Here is a 24646-nt window from a genome sequence, read left to right as displayed (position 1 = left end):
GACCCTGCTCACGAATAAGTTTGTTAAGCAAAACACGGCGTGATCTATTTCAAACTTACACCCTCACGATCGCATTATTGTTAGTTCAAGCCCGTTAAAACGAGCAAAATATCGCAGCAAAAGCTGCATCAGCTAAAAATAGGATAGGAATGATGAAACTAAAAATGATCTTCGGCATCGCCGCAATGACCTCTTCAGTCGCTATGGCGGCGGGACCGCAGTGTGACCATGCACAACTTCCATACCAGCAGATGACGCCAGTGCCATATGACAGCACCCCATATTCACCACAAGACACTATGCCAGTGCAATGTAGTAACCCTGAAGTTGAAGCTTATATTGCTGACTGGGAAGCGGGCAAAATTGATTTCAATAGCATTAAATCAAATAGCAGTATCGCTGCTGATCAACGCTTCTGTAAAACACTCGATGATGACGGTAATGTATTAGAAGTTAAAGACTGTGATAAGTCTAAATCACCTGTTGGCTACATCTGGAAAGAGCTATCTGATAGCCCAACGGTTATTGGTATTACTGATGGTGGTAAATCAGACCATGCACCACACTTCCATGGTCAGCCAGAATGTTACTACGTCGTCAATGGTGAAGGGCAAACTCTTGCTGATAACCAGTTTAAAAAACTTGGTACTGGTCAATACTTTTATATTCCTGGTGCAACAATCCACAACACTCCAATCATGTCTGACAGAGGTTTAGGCGTGATGTACTGGTACCCGAACAATGCACATTTCAACGGCTTCAAATACTACTGGCGCAAAGATGTTAAAAACCTACGCGTAGCAGAAGAAGCATTCGACCGTGTTGATGAGATCCGTAAGCGTGACCTCAACTTAGGCCCATACGGTACCAACGAAAAAGTCTTTAAGTAATCGTTACCACTTTAAAACCGACAATATTAAAAGGGCTCATAAGAGCCCTTTTTCATACTTATCAACGCCATTAAAACGCCTCATTGACGTTAAAGTAAAAGCCTGTGTCGCCATCGCCCCAGGCCATATCAAGCCTTAAATTGACCCTAGGTTTAACTTCAAAGCGATAACCGACACCGCCATTAGGTAATAATTGATCGCTGCTAAACTCACTGACATCATCAGCAATAGCACCTACACCGCCCCAAAAAACCATGCCATGACGACCCGGAAGGTTGAGTCGATACTCCACTTGGGTCATCAACATCTGTTTATCTCGATAACGCCCCGAAGTATAGCCACGCAGTAAGTCGCCGCCACCCGCCTTTGAAAGTTGATCCCAAGGGACATCACCGGAGGTAAAGCGACCACGAACCTGCCAGGCTAATATATCTTCACCACGGCCACTTTTCAGGTATTCGCTATATAGCGCATTATAAACATCGAAGTCCGTTTTACTGCCCAGATACTGCCGATAGAAAGCCGCATCGATCTCCAAGATCCGCCCTGACTGCGGGTTAAGTACATTGTCGCGGCTGTCGTGATTCAGCAGTAAGTTGACGCCGACACTGCGGGAGCTATCTTGTAATATCTCGGTCTCCACACTTGAATCTAAAGAGTTAATGCTATCTGCGCTGGCGTAGCTAAAATCAAATCCTATACCAAAAAAACTGCTGGGGCTCATGCGCTGTAGCAACATAGGATTGACCGAGATGATGCGTTGATTGAACTCAACCCGATTAACGTCACTATGGTTATTATCGTAACCCACACCATAAAACACATCCGGTGCGTCAAAAAACTCGGCGTTAAGATAGAAGCGTTGTCTGTCTTGGTTAATGAAGGTCTTATTGGCTATCGCGACACCTAAAGCGCCATTAGTGGATGCCAAGCCATTAATGACTAGTGAGGATAGCTGGCTAACCTCATCATCGGGATCATATTGGTATAAACCAACCGCAGAGATCCCCACCCCCAAATCCATCTCAGGGTTATAAAAAGGCCCCGGCAGGTAGCTAAAGTCGATAAGCTTGTCAGAGTCAAACTCGCCATCGGCACCAAGAGTCGCTAAAAAATCTTCCAGCCAGCCTTGTGATTCAGCGTCCACGTGCTGCTCTGGAGCAGTAACCTGCTCACTAGCATCTGCGATTGCAGTGCTCAGCGCTAAAATAAGCCCACAGCAGACCCCGACAGCTTTGGCGCTATAACCCATATTCATGGTTGCACCTCTAATTCACTAAGATGGGGCGCCTTTTGCTCTATATGCTCAGCTAACTCAATATTGTCTTGAGTTTGGTTGTATTCACTGATGCGATAGAAATCCTGGTGACTAAATCCATTACGCCACAACGACTCAGGAATGTGCCCAAAGCTGGCTTGAAACTTGTCCGCCACCCGCAGCTTTTGCTGGGCGATGGCATCGATATCGATACCATGTATGCTGTTAGTCAGCGCTAAGTGGTGAGGTTGAACATCAGCCTGATAAAGTTTGCTAACTTCTGTCCACTGAACATGTGATTTTGCCTGCGCCTCCGGTACCAAATAGGGCGACTGCTTATCCCCTAACTCGTAGTGACGTTTAAGCAACATAAACTTGCTCGGCAGCGGCTGCTTAGAGTCCCACCACACGCCATCAATCACATCAAACATGGCATTGGTTTGCGCTATCGTTACCGGCTCTAACCAGTCAAGCGTCGCACTGAGCCATTGGGTCATATGCTGGTTAAACAGTTCCTTATTCATCGCCAGATTATTGCTTAGCAAGGCCAGTGCGATTTTGGCGCCCAGCATGTTGGAATAGAGATCTTCTGGCGAATAAGCAGATACCGCCTCAGACCAAGGTGCCCAGCTACGGTAACCATGCCACTGGGCGATTTCATGTGCTTCTGCCATAAAGTAAGCTTGTCTGACTGCAATTGTCGCTGCCACCTCCCAACGCTGAGCAGCGGTTAACCCTTGGGTATCAAAGGCCGTCAACTCTATGGTGCGTGGGCCTATCTCATTAGGTAATACAATAGATTGTGCCTGCCCTAACTTGGGGAAAATACGATAGAACAGTGCAATGGCATTGTCGGCGGTATCGCGCACATGGGCCAAATCGATAAAGCCGCCGCGCAGGGTATAGATCTGGCCGTTGTTTTCTCCGCCACGACTGCCGTTAGGTGCATCTTTCTGATAGCTGAATGTGCCCGCCTCAAAAGCATGTGGCCCAACGCTGTCGACCGCTAGGGTATTGGCATAGCGAAAGAATGGCACTGATATTGACGCTACTTGCACTTTTTGAGCATTACCAAATGCGCAGCAAGGCCGAACATCTTCCGGCATCCGCACCAATGGTAAATCTTGCAGCACAACCTCACCCAACAGTAATGGATCAGGCTCGCTATCGAGTGCCGCAGCAACTGCTGTTTCACTCGGTAGCGCCCGCACTTGCCAGTCAGCACTGCCGCATCCAGCCAGTAACAGTAGCACTGCTATAGTAGTGATGCGCAGCTGGTTAATCTGAGCTAGCATCATTGGATGAATGCCTTAATCGCGCGGCTGATGATATCAGGATGGTCATTACTCAGCCCATGGGCTGCTTCGGGAATAACCACGATTGGCGAGTTGAGGTAATCAGCCAGTTGAATGCCTGATGCTAATGGAAATACGACATCGTGCTCGCCCCAGATAAGCATACTTGCGGGCAATGCATCGACGTTGATATTGCTCGCAATACGATCTCTATCTTCAGTTAAGCCACCGATAAGCTGACGTTTTTCATCAAGATGTTTAGCAAAATAGCGCTCAAAAATAGCACTGTCGATAAAGCTCGGGTACCAAGGGAAATCGATAAATGTTGCTTCCAATAAACGGCGCATCAGCTTAGGTGATTGCGGCACAAAAATATCGCTTGCATCCGCAACCCCAAAACGCTGATTCATTGCCGCTAAATCGGCATTTGAGAACAGTACCCCAGGACTTGCCAATAGCACTGCTTTATCTACTTTGGGTTCATTAATCATTAAGTCAAATGTGACAAAACCGCCATAAGAGATCCCAACGACATTGACCTTATCAAGTTCGAGTTTATCGATAAGCTGGGTCATTGCTTTGGACTGCACCTCTAAGCTTGGCTTAGCTTGACTCACTGAATCGCCAAACCAAGCAAGATCGGGGGCTATTACGCGGTAGTTTTGACTCAATTGCAGCATCACCTGCTGCCAGCTCGTCACAGCGCTGCCACCAAAACCATGAATGAGCAGTACGGTTTTTCCTTGCCCTGCCTGCCAATAGTTAAGCGTCCCCCCCTCACAAAGAGTGACTTGTTGCTGCACAAAACCAGCTTCTATCAGTAATGACTTTTCAGTCGAGTCAACCTTATCGACGATAGAACATCCAGCCGCTAATAACACAAAAAGTAATAGATTTATTATCCGCATAACTCCCCCTGTCATTCGTAAGCTAGAATCGGTAACCGAGTCCCATCATGAAGCTGGTGCGGGTGCCGAAACCTAACTCCATTAACAGATCTATGTTCTTAGTAATGCCCACTTGACCGCCCAATAAGCCATTCCATTTATCTTCAAGATGCTGGTTTACTTCAAACTTAGCATTGCCCAGTGGAATACCAATATCGCGCAAGTAGCCGCTAAAGGTTTGCTCAACATTTTGGTACATGGCACCAACCCAGACTTGAATATCATGCTGCTCATAGCTCGTCCTGTAACCCGCGCGAGGAGAGACGACAATGCTGCTGATCTCACCGTCTAAAATATCGAGGTTAGTATTGGTGTAGTTAACATCCAGTAGAGCAAACCAGTTGCCAATACCGCCCACTAATGTGCCGCCAACACCATAAGTGGTGCCTTTAAAGTTGAGTTCAAAATCAAAAGGATCACTTGTGCCAAAACAAGGAGCGACCAAGCAGGCAGCCGGCGGCAGAATAGTTGACCAGTCAGCTTCTAACTGCACATTGGCGACGCTACTCCCTTTTGTATGCCCAATAAGGCCATAAAGGTTTAAGAACGGCAGCACCCAAGCATCCGCTCTAAATGTAATCGTCTCCGAGTCTTGCTGTGCTTCGCTGCCCTTAATACTCAGCAAGTCATCTAAGCCACCCAAGCCAGAAAATGCGACAGAGTCGACGACTAGCGGTTGTTCCATAGTCATATAATTAAAAGTAAAACCGTAGGGCTTTGGCAGTTCATGACCAAGATCTATCGCTTCTTGAGCCCAAATAGGAAAAGTACGGTCATAGCGCTCTTTATGAGGCTCCCGCTCTATTGCGTTAGCAGATGTCATACACAGCAGCATCGACGATACCGCCATAATTTTTAAAAAATTAAGCATGTCTAGATTGAGCCTATAAAGAAATAATGAGGTAAATGATGTTTAAATGAAGGTCAAACGGGTTGAACTTAAACCAAACAATCCATTAGCAGTGGGCAATTATTACCCATTAAGCTGAAGTGACGCTGAAGTTAAACTTAGAATGAGACAAATAGAGTTAATACTCTAAATCGTAATCTATGAATATTAGAACTGAACTTATCGCTTACCAATAAGTATTTTTGGCGAATAAAAATACTCGCGTTCTTGCTCATCAAGCTGAACGTAACCATAACAGCCGCTAATAGACTTGAAATAAGTTGCCATTTAGCGACACTTATATTCATTACCATAAATAAAAACAAATAATTTAATCCATATAGATCATACAATTAACGGTACTGCATTCTGTTACTTATAGCTAAAACAGAAAACAGAACGATCGCTAATATCATTCAGTTATTATTCAGCTACTGTCCCCTACTATGGCTCCAACAAAACGAAACACCAGATTGGCAATTAGCACAATCAAACTATTTCTTAGTGTGGGAGCACAAACATGAAAACTAAATCACTTATCTTAGCGTCTGTAATCGCAACTGTAATTTCGGCACCAACAATGGCAGCTGATTGGTTTATCGGCGGCGGCGTCGGTGCACAAGAGAACACCTATAAAGGTTCTTACGTACCAGAAATTCAAAACCCAATTGCTGGTGGTCCACAAACACAATCTGTCAAAGAAACTGAAAGCAATGCAGTTTACGAACTAAGAGCTGGTGTTTATTTAAATGACAACAACCGTGTATACGGTACTTACTCTTACAACTCAGATGATTTTTCTAAGCAGCAAAGCTTCTTAATGTCATATGATTACCTAGTTGGACTTGGCGATAGCAACAAGCTGAACTGGTTCATTGGTGCAACAGCGGGTATGAACCACATAAGTCCAGACACTAGCACACTAGACTCTAAGAACAGATTCGTATGGGGTGGTCAGACTGGTATTATGTATAAGATTAACGATAACCTAAGCACTGAAATTGGTTACCGTTACCTTAAGCAAGACTATGAAGAAAACTTAGGTCCTGAAGCAGTACCATATAACGGCGCTGTAGCCGGGACAGAAACTGCCTCTTTGAATGACAGCCAGCAACTATACCTATCAGTAGACTACCGCTTCTAAGCGAGTCGAAAATAGATAACTGCCTAACGCTAGCGCTACAGGCAAACATAAAATCCAGCAATACTATAATTGCTGGATTTTTTGTATCTGTAACTGTCTTGCCAGCTCAAGCACCATTAAATAACTAACTGTGCTAGGTTATAGCAATCGAGCCATATAACAGAGAGCGCTGATGTGCGGACGGCTTAATATTATCGATGACATGTTTGTGCAGGCATTGATGGAAGATCTGCGCATCAATAACAGCGAACAGATGTTGTTTTCACGCTTTAAAATGCCCACCAATGACATCAGCATTGTGCGTGAGCATAATGGCGAGCGATTTTTGCAAACAGCCTCATGGTGGCTACTACAACAAACCACCTATGATGGCTTTAAGCCAAGCCGATTTACCTCTTTTAATACCCGTTACGACAAACTCAATCAGCCCAACAGCGCAGGCTATAACGCCTTTAGGGAAAGCCGTTGTATTGTGATTGCTAAAGGCTTTGGTGAAACAGAAAAGTCTGGCTCAAGCAGCGTTTACCATGATTTTATCGCTGAAGATGCAGCGATTGCCTTTGGCGGTTTATTTAGAGAGTGGCATCACCCGAGAACGGGTGAAAGTGTCACCTCTTGCTCGATTATCACTAATGCTCCTCACCCTGACTTAATGCCATTCCATAGCAAAGCCAGCCCAATGGTTTTACCTCAAGATGAGTTAATAATGGCTGCATGGCTAAACCCGAATAATCAGCAGGTAGATATGTTTGATGATCTATTAACGCCTGCGCTTAGGCATGACTTTGAAGTGCAACAAATAGATAAACCCAGCTTGCATAACCCCATTGGTCAGTCATCAAGATTAACGCCCAATGACTTCCTCGCTGGTCAATAAATAAAAACTTAAACTGACTACCTCGGGCTAAACCTTAGCGGCCGAAATTCAGATGTGCTAAAACAAGGGGCAGGCAAATAGCATCAGCCATTGTAAGATGTGATTAAACCGTCAAACCCCACATATCAAACGTCTCTTGGCAAAGCTGCTCTCTGAAGTCTGGATGAGCAATCGCAATTAAGTCTCGCGCTCGTTCACGCAGTGATCGACCTCTTAAATTGGCAATACCATATTCGGTGACAATATAGTGTACATGTGCGCGAGTGGTAACCACTCCTGCACCTGGAGATAACACGGTTGCTATTCGAGAAACTTTGCCACCAGCAGCGGTACTTGGCAATGCTATGACCGAGCGCCCCCCATCAGATAAACCCGCGCCGCGGATAAAATCCATCTGCCCACCTACTCCAGAGTATATTTTAGTCCCTAAAGAGTCGGCGCAGATCTGCCCTGAAATATCCACCTGCAGTGCCGAGTTTATCGCCATCATATTGGGGTTTTTACGTATTATTGAGGTGTCGTTAACCTGTTCAATATCCATGAAAATTACCGACGGGTTATCATCAACATAATCGTAGAGCCGCTGGCTTCCTAGTGCAAAACCGGTGACAATCTTACCCGGATGCACTTTTTTGCAGCGATTAGTGATCACCCCTTGCTCCACTAGATTAAGCACCCCATCAGAGAATAATTCGGTGTGTACCCCAAGGTTTTCATGCTCAGTTAAACAAGATAGCACCGCATCAGGAATAGCGCCTATACCCATCTGTAAGCAATCACCATCACGCACTAGCTTGGCAACATTTTTACCGACAGCCAGACTGACCTCATCACTCGCTGCTAGTGGGTGCTGTGGCAGCGGCGTGCTCTGCTCAAATACCGCAGCAAATTTATCATAATGAATAAAACCATCGCCATGGGTACGCGGCATTTGTGGATTGATATGAGCAATGATTTTCTTCGCTACCTGACAGGCTGCCAGCGTGGCCTCTACTGAGATCCCTAAAGAACAGATCCCATGTTTATCCGGTGGCGATACTTGAATAATGGCAGTATCAATAGCTTGCTCACCAGAACGAAATAATTTGGGTACTTCAGAAAGAAAAATAGGTACATAATCTGCGTCCCCTTTCTGTAGCAATGATCGTGTTGGCAAGCCACCAAAGTAACAACGGTGTCGCAGATGCCCTATAAGCTTTTCATCACTCAAAGACTCCGCACATTCAGTGTGCAACTGTAACAAAGTTAAGTCATGTTTAGTCAGTGCATGTTCGGCCAACGCATTCAGTAACAGTGTTGGGGTTGCTCCCATAGAGTGGGTCCACAGTGTTTCACCACTTTCGATTAAAGACACTGCTTGTCGTGCACTACTGCAGATAATTGGAGCCATCAAAGATACCTAAAATGATTATTCTGTCTTTAGTGTATGAGGTTAACTCTGCCATTAACACTCTTATACTATCCAGTTAACATTAGTTTGATCTTAAACAACTCAAGCGATACCTGTGATTCTGATTGGCAACGTAAAGCATTAATGCTTCTCTCACACTCAAACGAAAACGAGTATTGAGTCTTGCTTACATTAATAAGCTTAATTAATCTGGCGGCTCAATAACTCAACTTCAACGATTATTAATAGACATTAACAATACAAATCTCCCCCCTCATTTTAAAACACACAAATAAAAACAATTATCACTTGAGCTAATGAATAATTATGAAAAGTTATTAAACATTATTAACAGAGATATTTAAACTTATTAATGAAATAGGGTAATTAAATTTATTCATGAAAAAAAATAAATATTCATTCATATATATAATTATAAATAAATATACCTTTAACATTTAAATGAAAATTAAATCCGCGTTGTAAACCTCAGCCAGAAAATAAAATAAAAACCTAAAAATCAACAACATACAAACCATACACTTAAAGCTAAAGTTATATACACCCGCATTAACCATCAAGCGCTAAATAAAGATCTCGATCACGTATAAATTATTTTTAAATTTAAAATCACAACTTCATAAATACCTATTTAGTAATAGGTGTACATTCGAACTACAATTCCCCTGCAAAATAATTAACAAAAATCACTAAACCGTAAAACAATTAACCGTAAGGCTAAGATGATGAACAAATGTATTATCACTAAGTTACTCTGTGTGATATTCGCTTTCGCTTGCTTATCCCTGCCAGTTCAGGCGACCGCCTGGAGTCAGCTCACTGGTGAACAACTGGAGCAGCAACTGACGGAGAAATTTGCTGAGGGTAATTACTCCAAAAAAGGCGCTGACTCCTGCCTAATGTGTCATAAAAAAAATCCCACTGTGATGGCTATTTTTGATGGAGTGCACGGCAATTCAAGCCAAGCAAATTCACCAATGGCAGGTCTTCAGTGCGAAGCGTGCCATGGTCCACTAGGCAAACACAATAAGGCTGGCAAGGAGCCGATGATAGCCTTTGGCAAAGAAAGTAAGTTGCCCGCTCAAACTCAAAACAGTGTCTGTCTTGGATGTCATAACAACCCCGAGCAGATGGCATGGCATAGCAGCAGCCACAACCTAGACCAAGTCGCCTGTAGCGATTGTCACAGTATCCATACTGATAAAGATCCGGTAATGGATCCGCTCACGGTCAATGACAGCTGCACCTCTTGCCACTCCCAGCAAAAATCAGCCATGAATAAGCGTTCATCTCATCCGTTGAAATGGGATCGAATGACCTGTGTCGATTGCCACAACCCTCATGGGTCTTTGAGTGAAAGCGCACTTAACCGCAACACAATCAATGACACCTGTTACAGCTGTCACGGCGAAAAACGCGGACCAGTTCTATGGGAACACGCGCCGGTGACTGAAAACTGTGCAAATTGTCATAACCCTCACGGCAGCGTGAATGAAGCCATGTTGACTTACCGTGCACCTCAGCTGTGCCAACAATGCCATATGGATGACGGCCATGCCAGCCGTGTCGTACAACAAGGCGGAACAGATGCCTTTGGCGGCGGTAAGAGCTGTCTCAATTGCCATAGCCAGATCCATGGTTCTAACCACCCAGCTGGCAGTAAGCTGCAGCGCTAATCAGGAGTCATTAAAATGAGATTCAAATTAAACCTGATCACATTATCATTTCTCGCAATATCGAGCGTGGTAACAGCCTCGGCAATGGCAGCGGACTTTGGCGTTAACAAGGCTAATACTAGCACTGTTAAGCAGGACAAATTCCAATGTAAACGTTGCCCTAAAGTGGATGGCTATAGCGGCACAATTGGTGTCAATGCCGCTTATATCAACAGCGATGACATTCATTCTGGCAATGCATTCGGTACCGATAAAGATGGCGCTAACGCCAGTGTCGATGCCGATCTTAAGTATCAAAATGATGCTGGCTATAAGGCGCTGTTTCAGGCTCACCGACTCGGCCTTGATAATAGCTTTGCTCATCTAACAGCTGGTAAGTCTGGCCTGTATACAGTAACAGCAGATTATCAACGCCTAACCAGTTATCAATCCGGCGATGCATTCAGTCAGCTTTGGTACAAAGATGATTTATTGACCCCGAGCGTGCACACTCAGACCCAACAGCTCTCCCTGCAGAGAAACCAAGCTGGCTTGGGTCTGAGTTATGGCCGAGATTTTTATAAGGCTTATGTACGTTATGACCATGAACAAAAAACTGGAAATATAAGCAGCAGTATTGTCACGCCACGTCCGGTTAATTTTGGCCAGCCTGTCGATGCCAATACAGATAACCTCACCGCTGGGTTGTCACTATCTGGTGAGCACTGGGTGACTGATCTCAACTACTTCGTTAGCCAGTACCAAAACGATATTGGCGCCTTAAGTCTGCCCTATCTTTATGACGTCTTTGCTGCGACCCCAGACAATCAGGCACATCGACTTAGCCTCTCTGGCCAATATCAAATAGGGCGCACCGTCATAAGCGGTCGTCTAGCGTCGGGAAAAATGATCCAAGATGATGCTCTCATTCAGATGCCTGGCAACCCGCTACAAAACTGGGATGGTGAGGTCAAAACCTTAGACGGCAAGTTCGCTGTCACTTCGCTTGTGAGCAACAAGTTCAGACTCGGTGGCAGCGTTGATTACAGCAAACGTGACAACAAAGGTTCGATATGGGAGTTTGCGCAATTTGAAGTTAACGGCATCACGGGTGCATTTAAGCAAAATGTACCGTTAGATACTGAGCGTCGTGGGCTTAAGGTTAATGCCAGTTACCGCTTAAGCAGCGACTATCGCCTGCAAGCTGGCTACGATCGTAAAGAGATGGAGCGTAGTTATGGCGACCGCGAACAAACCAATGATAATGCACTCTGGGCGAAGCTAAATATCCAAGCGCTTGATAACCTCAAACTTAAATTGAAGGCTACCTTAGATAACCGCGATGGCAGTGAATATCAAACTAACGCACTGACGTCATCAGAAACCAACCCGTTGCTCAGAAAATATTATCTAGCAGATAGAGAGCGCACCGCCTTCGAAGCTAAGTTCAATCACACCCCAACTTCATGGCTCAGCCTAGATCTAAGCGCTCGTTACGCTAATGACGATTACAACCAGACCCAAATTGGTCTAACGGAATCTGAAGATTACGGCTATGACATCAACCTTGGGTTGCAACTCAACCAGCACCTATCGGCTTACGCCTTTGGCGGACAGCAATGGATCAAATCTAATCAAGCAGGTAGCCAGGGCTTTTCAACAGCCGATTGGTACGCCGATATCGAAGATGACTTTATCAATCTAGGGGCAGGCTTCAACTATAGCGGGCTGATGCAAAATAAGCTCAGCTTGGGCGGCGACTACCTGTTCGCGAATTCAAGTAGCGATACGTCAGTCACCTATAACGTCACAGCGCCTCTCGGAGATTATTACTCCTTCAATCATAGTCTCCAACTACATGCGAACTACGCATTGAGTGAAGAGATGGCGCTAAAACTGGCTTACCAGTATGAGCGCTACTACGACACCGATTACGCGCAAATTGATGTCGATACCGTTCCGGGACTCACCACTTTAGGCGACCTGAACCATAACTATAACGCGCACCAAGTGATGTTGTCGTTTAGCTACCAGCTGCGCTAATGCAAACAGTGCTAACTATAACTGCAATGAGGATATGATAATGGAACGCAGAAGTTTCTTAAAAATGAGTGCTGCACTAAGTTGCGCAGCAACAGTGTCTGGCTGTAACTCAGGATCGAATGATGTTGAAGTCGTACCGCCTACGCCACCGGTTGCAGGTGAAAACCTAAACTGGTCGGCTTGTCTGGTTAACTGCGGCTCTAACTGCCCGGTACAGGTTTATTCAACTGATGGAGTGATCACTCGAGTAGAGTCAGAGTTCACTACTACAGATAAATATGGCGATCATGATGTGCGCGCCTGCCTTCGTGGCCGCTCTCTGAGAAAGCGTGTCTATGCTCCCGATCGCCTTAAATACCCAATGAAACGTGTTGGCCCGCGTGGCAGTGGGCAATTTGAGCGTATTACTTGGGATGAAGCGCTCGATCTTGTCGCTGAAAAACTGCAAGGCACCATCGACCAATATGGTAACGAATCGATTCACTTCACCTATAACTCAGGTGCCCGTTATCACTTTTCCGGTAAGCAGTGTCTTTACCGTTTGATGAATCTTAAAGGCGGTTACCTTAACGCTTATGGCGACTATAGCTGGTCGCAAATTTACGAAGCGGCAGGACAGACATACGGCTCAGCAGGCCCAGGCTGGCAAGGCAGCAGCGTCTCTGAGATGCAAAATTCTGACCTGGTATTGATGGTCGGTTATAACCCATCTGAGATCCGCATGAGTGGTTCAGGTGAAGCCTATGACTTCCTGATGCAAAAGCAGAAGAATAAGTTTAAGACTATCTTGATCGATCCTCGCTATACCGATTCTGCGGTAGGTAAAGAAGATCAGTGGATTGCAATTCGCCCAGGTACTGACGCTGCGCTGTTCGAAGCATTGGCCTATGAATGGATCACCACCAACACGGTCAATCAGGCCTTCTTGGATAAATATTGTGTCGGCTATGACGAAAAGACCATGCCTGCTGGCGTTGGATATGAAGCAAGCTACAAAGCTTACATTCTTGACAACACTACGGTAGGTGACTCAACACCAGGTGCGAACGCTAAGACACCTGAGTGGGCTGCTAGTATCACAGGGATCGAAGCGCATATCATTGTTGAGCTAGCCAGAGAACTGGCTGCGGCTCGCGCCCCGTTCATCCAGATTGCCGCCTCGTTAAACCGTCAGGCTGCAGGTGAAAACAATACCCGCGCAGGTTACATGCTGCCTATTTTATTAGGTCAGCTCGGTCTACCGGGCACTAACTGTGGTGGCTTGTGTAAAGGTTCATCGCTACACGCACCGTTTATGCCGACAGGAGCAAATCCAGTCAAAAAAGCGATCTCATTCTTTACCTTCACTCAGGCAATTGAAGACGGTAAGAACATGACTGTGCTGTCTGATGGCGTGCAGGGCGTTGAGCTTGATGACGACGGCGACGGCAAACTAGACACAGATATCAAAGCTATCATCAACTACGGTGGTAATGCCCTGATTAACCAACACTCAGATGTACGTAAAACAGAGAAACTGCTGCAAGATGAATCTAAGTGTGAGTTCATTCTGGTGGTTGATAACTGGATGACGCCAAGTGCTAAGTTTGCCGATATATTGCTGCCAGATGTGACTTGGTTAGAGTCTGAAGATCTTATCTACCAGAGCTACGCCGCAGGTGATACTGCAACGTTGGTGCAGATGAGCTCAGGCGTTGATCCTATGTTCGAGAGCCGTCCAATCTATGAAGTCTGTGTCGAACTTGCTAAGCGTATGGGTGTAGAAGCCGAATTTACCGAAGGTAAGAGTCGTAAAGATTGGCTGGATCAATTCTATGCAGAATCTAAAGCTGCAACACCAGAATTGCCAGAAAAAGAGGTAATGCTTAAGCAAGGGATCTATCGTAAGTACCTGCCTAATGGTGGTTACATTGTATTAGAAGATTTCCGTAATGATCCTGAAGCCAATCCGCTGGGAACCCCATCTGGCAAGATTGAGATCTACTCTTCGCGTCTGGCAGAAAAAGCCCGCACTTGGAAGCTCAAAGAGGGAGATGTGATATCGGCACTACCAAAATATGTGCCGACTTGGGAAGGCTACGAAGATACTGAAACCAAGAAGAAGTACCCACTGCAACTGACTGGTTATCATACTAAAGGTCGTGCTCATTCAAGCTATCACAACGTCCCTTGGTTACGTGAAGTAGTGCAAGATGCGGTATGGATGAACCCACTTGATGCCAACACACGCGGACTCAAAACTGGCGACAGAGTCCATATCTTTAACGACCGCGGCACTATCGAAGTTGAAGTTAAGGTGACACCTAGAATCATGGTCGGCGTAACGGCACTCGGTCAAGGTGCATGGTTCCAACCTGGCAGTGATGTGGATAAAGGCGGTTGCTTAAACGTTCTCACGACACAACGCACCACACCGGTAACTAAAGGTAATCCTCAGCACACTAACCTGGTTGAAATCCGTAAGGTTTGATAGGAGTTAGCAATGAACAATAATATCCAATACGGCTTTCATGTCGACGCAAGCAAATGTACTGGCTGTAAAACCTGTCAGGTATCGTGTAAAGATCGAAAAGACCTTCCTGTTGGCATCAACTGGCGCAGGGTCTATGAATATGGTGGCGGACAGTGGACAGAAAATGGTGATGGTACTGTCAGCCAAGACGTATTCGCCTATTACATGTCAATCGGTTGTAACCACTGCTCTGAGCCCGTGTGTGTAAAGGCTTGCCCTACTGGTGCAATGCACAAACGCCGCGAAGATGGATTAGTACATGTTGCTACCGATCTGTGTATCGGCTGTGAAAGCTGCGCAAGAGCTTGCCCATACGATGCACCTCAGATTGATAACGATCGTAAGGTGATGACCAAATGTGATGGCTGTTTCGAGCGGCTAGCGGAAGGTAAGCAACCTTCATGTGTCGAGTCTTGCCCGATGCGTGCAATTGACTTTGCACCTATGGACGAGTTGAAGGCTAAGTATCCAGCAGCCATTCTACCCGATGTCGCTCCGCTGCCAGAAAGCAGTGTAACAACACCAAACTTACTCATCACTCCTAACCGTCATTCGCGCCCGAGTGGTGCCACCGATGGTGAAGTGTTGAATTTCTCAGAAGTTTAAACCCTGCTTGGTGTCATTCTTCTAGAATGGCACCTTTTTTTGCTGTCAATTGCGACACTTGTCGTGCACTAAATGAGGTTAATATGTCACTCCTTACTGAAAATGAACTCTTGGAATATCAGGGCATTGCACGCATTCTTCATAATGTACTTTTTAACGACCCGACACCCGAGTTGCTGCAGAGTTTTATCGAACACGATGTTGCTCAAAGCTGGCCTGAGTTCAGCGCTTCAGCCCTGGAGTCGAATGGTCGCGAGTTATTGTCCAATTATCTCAAGCTATGGACAGCTGATAAACAACAAGCCCTAAAACTTGATTATGCCCAACTATTCTATGGTCCAGGCGAACCTAACGCAGTTCCTTGGGGCTCGGTCTACCTAAGCGAGAGACAACTTCTCAATGATAAGACCACACTGGCACTAAAAGCCTTTTATCAGGAGCAAGGTATCAGCTTCGATCTCGATACTAATCAGCCCGTCGATCATATCGGCCTATACTTTGCTGTGTTAGACCAGATGTTTGGCCTATGGGCTCAAACCAAAGATAGCGAAAAAATTCAGCGCAGCTGCATCGTGTTACTTCAACAACATCTTCTTCCGTGGTCAGGTCGCTGTCTAGCGCTTATCAACGAACACGCAAAAACTGATTTTTATCGCGCGATAGCAATGCTAACCCAGGCCTTTTTAGAACAATTGATTGTTAGATTAAATATGATTCCGATGACGACACGCCTGTACCGATAGCGGCTAAAACAGCTTGCATTAAACAGCTAATACCAATTCCATTGAAGGATATACTCTGTTCAGGGCTTTCAATTCAAGGCGCATTGTGGAAGAAGTGGTTATTCCCATTTGAGACAATGCAAGCAGAAGTGGAAAGGCTGAGGGGCTCACATAGTACGAGTTTCAAAACGCTGAGCAGTCAAACTTTTAATGCAATTGGTATGATACCGATGGCAAAGCCAATCAGTAAATGGAAGTAAAACTAAAGAAAAGTCATCGAGGTAGATCCCAATGACTTTACTCAGCTTAAACCCGCTTATTCAGACATTGAAAGCAGCTAATTTATTTCAGGTAGGCGCTAAGGCTGCCTTGTTGGCCCAACAAACTCTGATACAGAGTGAATTGATTTTCAGCACGTTCAAGGTTATGACCTTGATGATGGATATGGAAATAAACGTCGCCGTTTAAGTGGTCGGTTAAAAACCTCACGCCAATCATTAAGCACATGACTTTGGCACCTAACCATAAGCTGCGGCGCTCTAGGTCAGATAGCACCGGTGCTAACTCGCCCAAATAACCTTTACAGATTGCGGCAAAAATAGACTCGCGCACAGTGACTTTATCTAATGCAGTTGAGTCTTCCTCTTCCGGGCTACAAAAAGTACGTACCATGTCACCAAAGTCATACATCAAGTAGCCTTTCATGCAGGTATCAAGATCAATAATCGCCATACTGCTCATATCGCGTTTATCAAACAGCATGTTGTTGATCTTGGTGTCATTATGGCAAATTCGGCGTGGTAGTTTTGCTTCAACCTCAGCAAGCTCTTGCAGTAGCTCAGTTTGTGCCATCACCATATCAACCCAGTGCTGACAAGCACCAAGTCGCCCTTGGCTATCGTTAGCTGCAGCGAGCGATAGCTGTTCAATTCGACCAGGAAGGTGGTGGAAGTTTGGAATAACATCTGCAATAAGCTCGGCATCAAGATCGCTTAGCGAGCAAGAGAAGTGACCAAAGGCTTTAGCCGCTATTTCAGCATGTGCTTCGGTGCTAACAACATCTACACTGTGGCTGTGGGGCAGATAGTTAATCGCTCGCCAGAAACCATCTTCACCAAGATCAACACAAAGCGTACCGGCCTGAGTCTGCTCAGGAGAAACGACTTGCAGCTGGTACTGCTGTTGCTGGCTCTTAAATGTTAAATGGCGACTGATCTTGTCAGCATTATGAACTAAAGCATCGGGAGTGGTAAAAACTTGAGTGTTGATTTTTTGCAGCACAAATTCTCGTGTAGGGCTCCGCACTAGAAAAGTATGGTTTATATGGCCATTACCTAATGGCGAAACTTTAGCGTTATCCATCTGCTCACCAAAGTGCGACAAAACGTTTTGTCTTATAAAATCAATCACCCAACTCTCCAGTTTCTGTCAATATCGTTGCTTCGACCTGTTTATCTTCCAGGTTTTCCATGCAAACTCATTATGTATTAGTAACGATGTTTAAACTGTTGCTAATTTTTCAAATAATTTCTGTTTAACCCAGTTAGCATCTTCAGGATAGGTAACACCATACCAAGACTCCTGCGCCACGCTGACATTCACACCGTATGTATTTTCGCTTGCAAGGTTTTGCTGCAATCTCGCTTGCACCACACTCGGCAGATAGCACTCGCTTTTAGCTTCACCACCGTGCTTAATAATAAAGTCTGTTAGCTGCGCTTCAATCACTGCAAAAATATCGGCGTTAAAACCCCAACATGTCATCGACACTAAAGCATCTCTAGCAATGGTTTGCTGTTTACCTGCAAAAGTACCAACTAGCTCATTAGCATGAGACTGAATATCTAACCACTCAGCAACATCAACAAGCTTGCCGTCCTTTACTTCACACAAACCACGGTTAACGCCACCGTTATCAGATAAGGTCAAATGGATTGGGTAGGCTACCATCATCCAATCGTCCACGCTGTTAACCAGCCCTTGAGCTAACAATGAAAAAGCACTATCGCCATAAAAATCATCGGCATTAATAACGGCCATTGGGCCTGTTATCAGCTTTCTTGCACTCCATAATGCATGCGCGGTACCCCATGGTTTTTTACGAGCTTCAAAATCAACATAATGCGCCACCGACTCTGGCAAGTCATCCAGTGACTGAATGCAGTAATCACAATGAAAATCCTGCGGCAATTTATCAGCTAAGAGTCGATCTAAGCTGGCTGCAAGTTCAGGACGGATCACTAACACTGCTCGATTAAAACCAGCTTTGTGAGCACTACGGAGCGACAATTCCAGCATGGTTTCGCCATTTGGCCCCAACCCCGCAAGTTGCTTGTCACCACCAAAGCGTGTGCCTAAACCCGCAGCAAGAATCACTAAGGTTAAATCAGCCATCTTGTCACCCATCGAGTCTGCTGGTATATGCAATTAGCGCAAACTATTACGCAAAAGTTAAGGCGAAGCAGTTTAATGACTCTCCCTTGCAATTTCCAGTCATACCTAACCACAATACTCTAAGTTATAAATAAGTGGCGAACGCTGCAACCTTTCCAATTGCGGCTTGGCTGCCTTTTAGGCTGAAGTTATAGCCACAAAGACTCACATTTCCGCGACGCGCCATATCAACAATAATCGCCTCAGTATCAAGCGGGGAAAAACGTGCTTCGGTGCCGGTATCGGCTAATAAACTCACCTCTACAGGGCGATACTCAGTGCCATTGTTAAACTTAAGCGCTGCACAGGTTCTATCACCTTTTGCTGTAGCAAGAGACCAAAGCGTTGTAGGTGATCCGGTCTCCCCTAGCCATCTTACAATTAATACATCATCTTCAAGTACCAGACTAAAGCCGTCCGGCAAGGTTGTCATTTTGCGCTCAACAGCAGGCGCCTTTACTAAAGTTTCTATCTCTGTAGTAGCTTGCTCTGCAGCACTGGCATCATCATTCGGTATTAGCGACCAAACACTTAATAACAACATGCAAACCAATAAAGCAGCCACTCCTGAGAACGCCATTTTTTGATTGGCCATAAGCCAGCGCTGTATTTTTATAAAGCTGCTACTTAAGCTTGCCTCCTGCGCGGGTGAATCTGTTGCAGAGCCATTAGCGAACCCAGCTTCAAAATCAGTTTCCGAGTTCGAAAAAGTAGTCGTTGCGGCTTCTTGATGACTCTCGCTGGCAGTTAACGTTGGCTCAACACGTACCCTTGAACCTTTTGCAGCGGCACGGTCGACGATTTTAATAGGACCTGAATATCCCTGTCGGTAACTAGCCTTTGAAATCGAGGGTAAAATAGCGATGTAGCCTATCGCGAGCGCCGCAAACACCATAAAGGTAAGCAGCAGCATCACACTGTCTATATGCACTAATGTGAGCAATACCAAGATAAATGGAGCCAGCGTTAATGCAATCAATCGCGGCGTTTTTCCACTATCTCGTAATCGTCTATAACTGGTTAAGCCTAAAATAGGTAGTAACAATATACCAACGACATACAATGCAGCTGTCGAGCCCAGTATTACTGCAGCCAATAACAAAACAAAGAAAATCAGTCCACTGATGACCGCAAATCGCTGGCCATTATCACGACCTACCAAACAAAAAAGTGCTGAAAACTGCATACCCTGATATTCCTACCTTCTCAATCAAACCTAAATGAAAGTGGATGACTTTCCACTTAACTGTATTTATGCTCAGGCGAAAACATAAAGTAAGTAAATAGCCTACCCAATTTGCCTGAAAATGTCAGTGTTTTAGCTGTATACAGCTAAATTAGTCTGAAAAATAACGTTAAGCACTAAATTATGCTTGAGCACGCTGTCATGACTAGCGCAAATATCATCCTAGGCTGTATAATGCGCGGCTAAATCTTTTCACTGGCCCCACAAAGGGCTAAAGCACCGGATAGGCAAAACATGACTGCACGCGGGAATCTATTTATCGTCTCAGCGCCAAGTGGCGCAGGTAAATCATCACTGATATCAGCTTTATTAAAAGATCAACCAGCTGATATGCAAGTATCTGTGTCGCACACTACACGTCAGCCTCGTCCGGGTGAAGCAAATGGTCAGCACTATCACTTTGTCAATCAAGATGAGTTTAAAGCACTCATTGCAGATAATGCATTTTTTGAGTGGGCTGAGGTATTTGGTAACTACTACGGCACTTCACGAGTCACCATTGAACAGACACTTGCACAAGGTATCGATGTATTTCTCGATATTGATTGGCAAGGCGCTCAGCAAGTGAAAAAAGTCATGCCGGAATCCATCGGGATCTTTATTCTGCCCCCTTCACGTACTGAGTTAGAGCGCCGCCTTACAGGTCGTGGCCAAGATAGCCAAGAAGTGATTGCAGGTCGCATGGCACAAGCAGTATCAGAGATGTCGCACTATAATGAGTATGATTTTATTTTAGTGAACGATGATTTCGACAAAGCGCAGAGCGATCTTTTAGCAATCATTCATAGCCAAAGATTAACCACTGCTAGCCAAATTCATACGCAAAATGATATGATTAAAGATCTGTTGGCAGACTAACTGTCTTCATGTACAATTTTGCGTCATTTTTTCAATCGATAAAACACTGGAGTTTCCAAACATGGCTCGCGTAACTGTAGAAGACGCCGTAAACAAAATCGGCAACCGTTTTGATATGATTCTGGTTGCAGCGCGTCGTGCTCGCCAAATCGCCGTGCAGGGTAAAGACCCTATGGTTGAAGAAGAGAACGACAAGCCAACGGTTATCGCACTACGCGAAATCGAACTAGGTTTAGTCACAGCTGATACTTTGGACGCCGATGAGCGCCAAACAGTTCGTGAACGTGAAGCAGCTGAAATTGCTGCTGTTGCTGCCATCGCTGAAGGCCGTAACGCTATATAAGGAGTAGAGTCACTTGTATCTGTTTGAAGGTCTCAAGGAGTCTGCTTCAGGTTATTTAGAACCTGAACAGGTAGAATTACTCAAGCAGGCCTATCAGGTGGCGCGCGATGCCCATGAAGGTCAGATGCGCACGAGTGGCGAACCTTATATTACCCATCCGGTTGCGGTAGCCCGCATCCTGGCCGATATGCGTCTCGATCATGAGACGCTTATGGCCGCACTCTTACACGACACCATCGAAGACACCCCTGTTACCAAAGAGGAACTGGCTGAAATATTCAGTGAGTCTATTGCCGAATTGGTGGAAGGTGTATCTAAGCTCGACAAGCTGAAATTTCGCGATAAGAAAGAAGCACAAGCTGAAAACTTCCGCAAAATGATGATGGCGATGACCCAAGATATTCGCGTCATCTTAATCAAACTTGCCGATAGAACGCATAACATGCGTACCTTAGGTGCTTTACGCCCCGATAAACGTCGCCGTATTGCCCGTGAAACCCTCGAAATTTACGCCCCAATAGCCAACCGTCTTGGTATTCATAATATTAAGAGTGAGTTAGAAGATTTAGGTTTTCATGCCTACTATCCGATGCGCTACCGTGTATTAAAAGAGGTGGTAAAAGCCGCACGTGGTAATCGTAAAGAGCTAATCCAAAGTATTGAAGCTGCTGTTGGCACTCGACTCGAAGACACTGGTCTTGAAGGCACAGTTAAAGGTCGTGAAAAGAACCTTTATTCCATCTACAACAAGATGCGTAATAAAGAACTGCAGTTTCAAGAAGTCATGGATATCTATGCCTTCCGAGTCATCGTTGACTCCATCGATACCTGTTACCGCGTTATGGGGGCCATGCATGGCCTCTACAAACCCCGTCCAGGTCGATTCAAAGATTATATCGCTATCCCTAAAGCCAACGGCTATCAGTCATTACATACTTCACTATTTGGTCCTCACGGCGTGCCAGTTGAGATCCAGATCCGTACCGAAGATATGGACCAAATGGCTGACAAAGGGGTCGCGGCACATTGGTTATACAAGAAAGGCAGCTCGCAAGAGCAAGGCACCACCACTCAAGTGCGTGCTCGCAAATGGATGCAGAGCCTACTCGAGCTGCAACAAAGCGCCAGTACCTCATTCGAGTTTGTTGAAAACTTCAAGACAGAACTATTTCCTGAAGAGATCTACGTGTTTACCCCTGAAGGCCGTATTCTAGAACTGCCCGTTGGCGCCACCGCAGTAGACTTTGCTTATGAAGTGCATACTGATGTCGGCAACACTTGTGTTGGTGCTCGCGTCAATCGCCAAGCATACCCGTTAAGCCAACCGTTAATTTCAGGCCAAACAGTTGAGATCATCACCGCCAAAGGTGCTCGTCCTAATGCTGCATGGCTCAACTTTGTGGTGACAGGTAAAGCGCGCGCTAAAATTCGTCAGCTGCTCAAGAGTCTAAAAGAGGATGATGCCGTTCTGCTCGGTAAGCGCCTATTGAACCATGCGTTAGGCGATACCAAGCTAGATGACTTGCCAAAAGAGCAAGTTGAAAAAGTGGTTAATGATACTAAGCACGACACGCTTGATGAGTTACTCGCCGATATAGGCCTGGGTAATGCAATGAGTATTGTTATCGCCCAGCGTTTACGTGGCGACCAAGTCGATGCCCAAGAGGCAAGGGAGTCACATACCATGCCTATTCGCGGCGCTGAAGGTATGTTGGTGACATTTGCTAACTGTTGTCGTCCGATACCAGGTGATGCGGTTATTGCCCATGTTAGCCCAGGTAAAGGCTTAGTGGTACATATGGAAAGCTGCGCCAATATCCGCGGCTACCAAGGTGAACCCGACAAGTATATCCCTGTACAGTGGGACAGCGCTGAAGGCGTTGAATATCAAGCTAACTTACGAGTAGAGATCGTTAACCACCAAGGTGCGTTGGCTAAGATCACCTCAATTGTTGCCGCTGAAGGCTCGAATATTCATAACTTAACCACAGAAGAGCGTGATGGGCGTGTATTCCTCATCAACCTAAGAATTTCTGTACGAGATCGTATTCATTTAGCTAACGTGATGCGCCGTATTAGGGTTTTACCTGAAGTACTGCGAACTTCACGTAACCGCTAGCTCATTTTAACTAAACATTAGTTTACTTAATACAAAGGGAAGATCATGGCAAAGAAGATTATCATTGCAACCGACAAAGCGCCGCAAGCTATCGGTACATACTCTCAAGCAGTAAAAGTAGGCAGCACAGTTTATCTATCAGGTCAGATCCCACTGAATCCTGAAACAATGGAAATGGTAAGCGATGAATTTGATGCGCAAGTAGTTCAGGTTTTTGACAACCTAACAGCTGTTTGTGCTGCCGCTGGCGGTTCATTAAGCGATATTGTTAAACTCAATATCTTTATGACAGACCTAAGCAACTTTGCCACAGTAAATGAAATTATGGGTCGCTACTTTGAGCAACCTTACCCTGCTCGTGCAGCAATCGGTGTTAGCCAACTTCCAAAAGGCTCATTGGTTGAAATGGACGGCGTAATGGAAGTGTAATTCCACTCCATTAACTGAAGAATCGGGCGCTACGGCGCCCTTTTTATTGATAAAAAAGTTTGGTAAAAGACATGAGTCCAGAACGCTTCGCTCGCATTAACAGTATGCTAGACAACCGCCAGCCAGATCTAACACTGTGTTTAGACAAGGTGCATAAAACCAATAATATTGCAGCTGTTATTCGCACTGCTGATGCGGTTGGCATTCATGAGATCCACGCAGTATGGCCTGAGATTGAGATGCGTGTTTCCGGCAACACCGCCTCTGGTAGCCAGCAATGGGTGAAGTCTAAAGCGCACAATAAAATGAGTGATGCAGTGGCTGAATTTCGCCGTCAAGATATGCAGATCCTCGCGACCAACTTCTCCGAAACAGCGGTCGATTTTCGCGAAATCGATTATACCCGCCCAACCGCTATTATTTTAGGTAACGAACGCGATGGCGTCAGCCCTGAAGGTATCGCTAGCGCCGATCAGCATGTGATTATCCCGATGATTGGTATGGTGCAGTCACTCAATGTTTCCGTTGCTGGGGCACTAATAATGTATGAAGCCCAGCGTCAACGTGAAGCAGCTGGCATGTACGGCACTCGAAAGCTTGATGAGCAATATTGTCAGATAAAATTGTTTGAACAAGGCCACCCTATATATGCCAAAGCCTGCCGCCGCAAAAAGCTCGCCTACCCGGCCATTGATGCAGCAGGCCAAATAGTTGCCGATGAGCAATGGTGGCAAAAGATGCGTGCGCCGTCAGAGTAAAGCCAATAAAAGACCGTGCTAGCACTGTAGGCTAGCACGTCAACTACTGCGTTAAGTCCCCACTCCCCTTCACTCAAAAGACGTGCTTTAATCGCTGCATTGCGAGAAATTATAACGAGCGTTTGAAAAAGTTGTCATAGATCACATTTTTCGCCATACTCAATATTGTCACATCAGGCTGTTAAACAAACGATTAAAACAAAAAAGCAGC

General features: G+C 45.5%; 21 protein-coding genes. 13 read left to right on the top strand and 8 right to left on the bottom strand.

Annotated features, from left to right (window positions below; translation table 11 throughout):
* The first annotated feature begins 149 nt into the window (after positions 1-149).
* Positions 150-890 carry a cupin domain-containing protein gene (locus L2730_RS12050; protein WP_248974826.1) on the top strand — a complete coding sequence of 247 codons (741 nt, stop codon included), beginning with the start codon at positions 150-152 and terminating at the stop codon, positions 888-890.
* 70 nt (positions 891-960) lie between these two features.
* On the opposite strand, the gene L2730_RS12045 is transcribed toward L2730_RS12050, so the two are convergent.
* From L2730_RS12045 to L2730_RS12030, 4 genes are read right to left on the bottom strand one after another with little or no spacing between them, the layout of a single operon-like run.
* A complete protein-coding gene (locus L2730_RS12045) occupies positions 961-2148 on the bottom strand; it encodes a BamA/TamA family outer membrane protein (RefSeq protein ID WP_248974825.1) in 1188 nt (395 codons plus the stop codon).
* Positions 2145-3446, bottom strand: coding sequence for a DUF4056 domain-containing protein (locus L2730_RS12040; RefSeq protein WP_346347824.1), 1302 nt, complete (start codon positions 3444-3446; stop codon positions 2145-2147). Before L2730_RS12040 ends, L2730_RS12045 begins: the two co-directional genes overlap by 4 nt.
* Positions 3443-4351 (bottom strand): alpha/beta fold hydrolase, encoded by a 909-nt coding sequence (locus L2730_RS12035; RefSeq protein ID WP_248974824.1) that lies wholly within the window; start codon positions 4349-4351, stop codon positions 3443-3445. Before L2730_RS12035 ends, L2730_RS12040 begins: the two co-directional genes overlap by 4 nt.
* A 22-nt stretch (positions 4352-4373) precedes the next feature.
* Positions 4374-5261, bottom strand: coding sequence for a virulence protein (locus tag L2730_RS12030; protein ID WP_248974823.1), 888 nt, complete (start codon positions 5259-5261; stop codon positions 4374-4376).
* A gap of 538 nt (positions 5262-5799) precedes the next feature.
* On the opposite strand from L2730_RS12030, the gene L2730_RS12025 reads away from it, so the two are divergent.
* Positions 5800-6423, top strand: a complete 624-nt coding sequence (locus L2730_RS12025) for an outer membrane beta-barrel protein (RefSeq protein ID WP_248974822.1) — start codon at positions 5800-5802, stop codon at positions 6421-6423.
* A 172-nt stretch (positions 6424-6595) separates the two neighbouring features.
* A complete protein-coding gene (locus tag L2730_RS12020) occupies positions 6596-7300 on the top strand; it encodes an SOS response-associated peptidase family protein (RefSeq protein WP_248974821.1) in 705 nt (234 codons plus the stop codon).
* Between the two features lie 103 nt (positions 7301-7403).
* Here L2730_RS12020 and L2730_RS12015 read toward each other — a convergent pair whose 3' ends face one another.
* Entirely contained in the window at positions 7404-8690 is a 1287-nt protein-coding gene (locus L2730_RS12015; protein WP_248974820.1) for an acetyl-CoA hydrolase/transferase family protein, read from the bottom strand.
* 743 nt (positions 8691-9433) lie between these two features.
* Here L2730_RS12015 and L2730_RS12010 point away from each other — a divergent pair.
* The 5 genes from L2730_RS12010 to L2730_RS11990 all read left to right on the top strand — a co-directional run bounded on the left by L2730_RS12010 (position 9434) and on the right by L2730_RS11990 (position 16270).
* Positions 9434-10387: a DmsE family decaheme c-type cytochrome gene (locus L2730_RS12010; RefSeq protein WP_248974819.1), complete on the top strand. Its 954-nt coding sequence runs from the start codon at positions 9434-9436 to the stop codon at positions 10385-10387.
* Positions 10388-10402: 15 nt separating this feature from the next.
* On the top strand, positions 10403-12409 hold the full coding sequence (locus L2730_RS12005; RefSeq protein WP_248974818.1) for an MtrB/PioB family decaheme-associated outer membrane protein: 2007 nt from the start codon (positions 10403-10405) through the stop codon (positions 12407-12409).
* A 40-nt stretch (positions 12410-12449) separates the two neighbouring features.
* Positions 12450-14879 (top strand): DMSO/selenate family reductase complex A subunit, encoded by a 2430-nt coding sequence (locus L2730_RS12000; RefSeq protein ID WP_248974817.1) that lies wholly within the window; start codon positions 12450-12452, stop codon positions 14877-14879.
* A gap of 12 nt (positions 14880-14891) precedes the next feature.
* Complete coding sequence (locus L2730_RS11995) at positions 14892-15527, top strand: DMSO/selenate family reductase complex B subunit (RefSeq protein WP_220738040.1); 636 nt, start codon at positions 14892-14894, stop codon at positions 15525-15527.
* An 83-nt stretch (positions 15528-15610) separates the two neighbouring features.
* The gene (locus tag L2730_RS11990) at positions 15611-16270 is read left to right on the top strand and encodes a TorD/DmsD family molecular chaperone (protein WP_248974816.1); all 660 of its coding nucleotides are present in this window, start codon (positions 15611-15613) and stop codon (positions 16268-16270) included.
* Positions 16271-16591: 321 nt separating this feature from the next.
* Here the strand turns inward: L2730_RS11990 and L2730_RS11985 are convergent, their stop codons facing one another.
* The 3 genes from L2730_RS11985 to L2730_RS11975 all read right to left on the bottom strand — a co-directional run bounded on the left by L2730_RS11985 (position 16592) and on the right by L2730_RS11975 (position 19868).
* A complete protein-coding gene (locus L2730_RS11985; RefSeq protein ID WP_248974815.1) occupies positions 16592-17659 on the bottom strand; it encodes a phosphotransferase enzyme family protein in 1068 nt (355 codons plus the stop codon).
* A 90-nt stretch (positions 17660-17749) separates the two neighbouring features.
* Entirely contained in the window at positions 17750-18643 is an 894-nt protein-coding gene (locus tag L2730_RS11980) for an NTP transferase domain-containing protein (RefSeq protein ID WP_248974814.1), read from the bottom strand.
* A 124-nt stretch (positions 18644-18767) separates the two neighbouring features.
* Positions 18768-19868, bottom strand: coding sequence for a DUF805 domain-containing protein (locus L2730_RS11975; protein WP_248974813.1), 1101 nt, complete (start codon positions 19866-19868; stop codon positions 18768-18770).
* Between the two features lie 294 nt (positions 19869-20162).
* Between L2730_RS11975 and gmk the strand changes: the two genes are divergently transcribed.
* The 5 genes from gmk (at position 20163) to trmH (ending at position 24435) form a co-directional block, all read left to right on the top strand.
* Positions 20163-20786, top strand: coding sequence for a guanylate kinase (gene gmk / locus L2730_RS11970; RefSeq protein WP_248974812.1), 624 nt, complete (start codon positions 20163-20165; stop codon positions 20784-20786).
* A gap of 61 nt (positions 20787-20847) precedes the next feature.
* Positions 20848-21129: a DNA-directed RNA polymerase subunit omega gene (gene rpoZ / locus L2730_RS11965; protein WP_020910538.1), complete on the top strand. Its 282-nt coding sequence runs from the start codon at positions 20848-20850 to the stop codon at positions 21127-21129.
* 13 nt (positions 21130-21142) lie between these two features.
* Positions 21143-23248 carry a bifunctional GTP diphosphokinase/guanosine-3',5'-bis pyrophosphate 3'-pyrophosphohydrolase gene (gene spoT / locus L2730_RS11960; RefSeq protein WP_248974811.1) on the top strand — a complete coding sequence of 702 codons (2106 nt, stop codon included), beginning with the start codon at positions 21143-21145 and terminating at the stop codon, positions 23246-23248.
* Between the two features lie 45 nt (positions 23249-23293).
* The gene (locus tag L2730_RS11955; protein ID WP_248974810.1) at positions 23294-23677 is read left to right on the top strand and encodes a RidA family protein; all 384 of its coding nucleotides are present in this window, start codon (positions 23294-23296) and stop codon (positions 23675-23677) included.
* A 71-nt stretch (positions 23678-23748) separates the two neighbouring features.
* Positions 23749-24435: a tRNA (guanosine(18)-2'-O)-methyltransferase TrmH gene (gene trmH / locus L2730_RS11950; RefSeq protein WP_248974809.1), complete on the top strand. Its 687-nt coding sequence runs from the start codon at positions 23749-23751 to the stop codon at positions 24433-24435.
* Positions 24436-24646 lie beyond the last annotated feature (211 nt).

This window comes from Shewanella kaireitica (assembly GCF_023284045.1).
GTDB classification, from domain to species: Bacteria; Pseudomonadota; Gammaproteobacteria; order Enterobacterales; family Shewanellaceae; genus Shewanella; species Shewanella kaireitica.
This window is presented reverse-complemented; position numbering and strand designations above follow the sequence as displayed.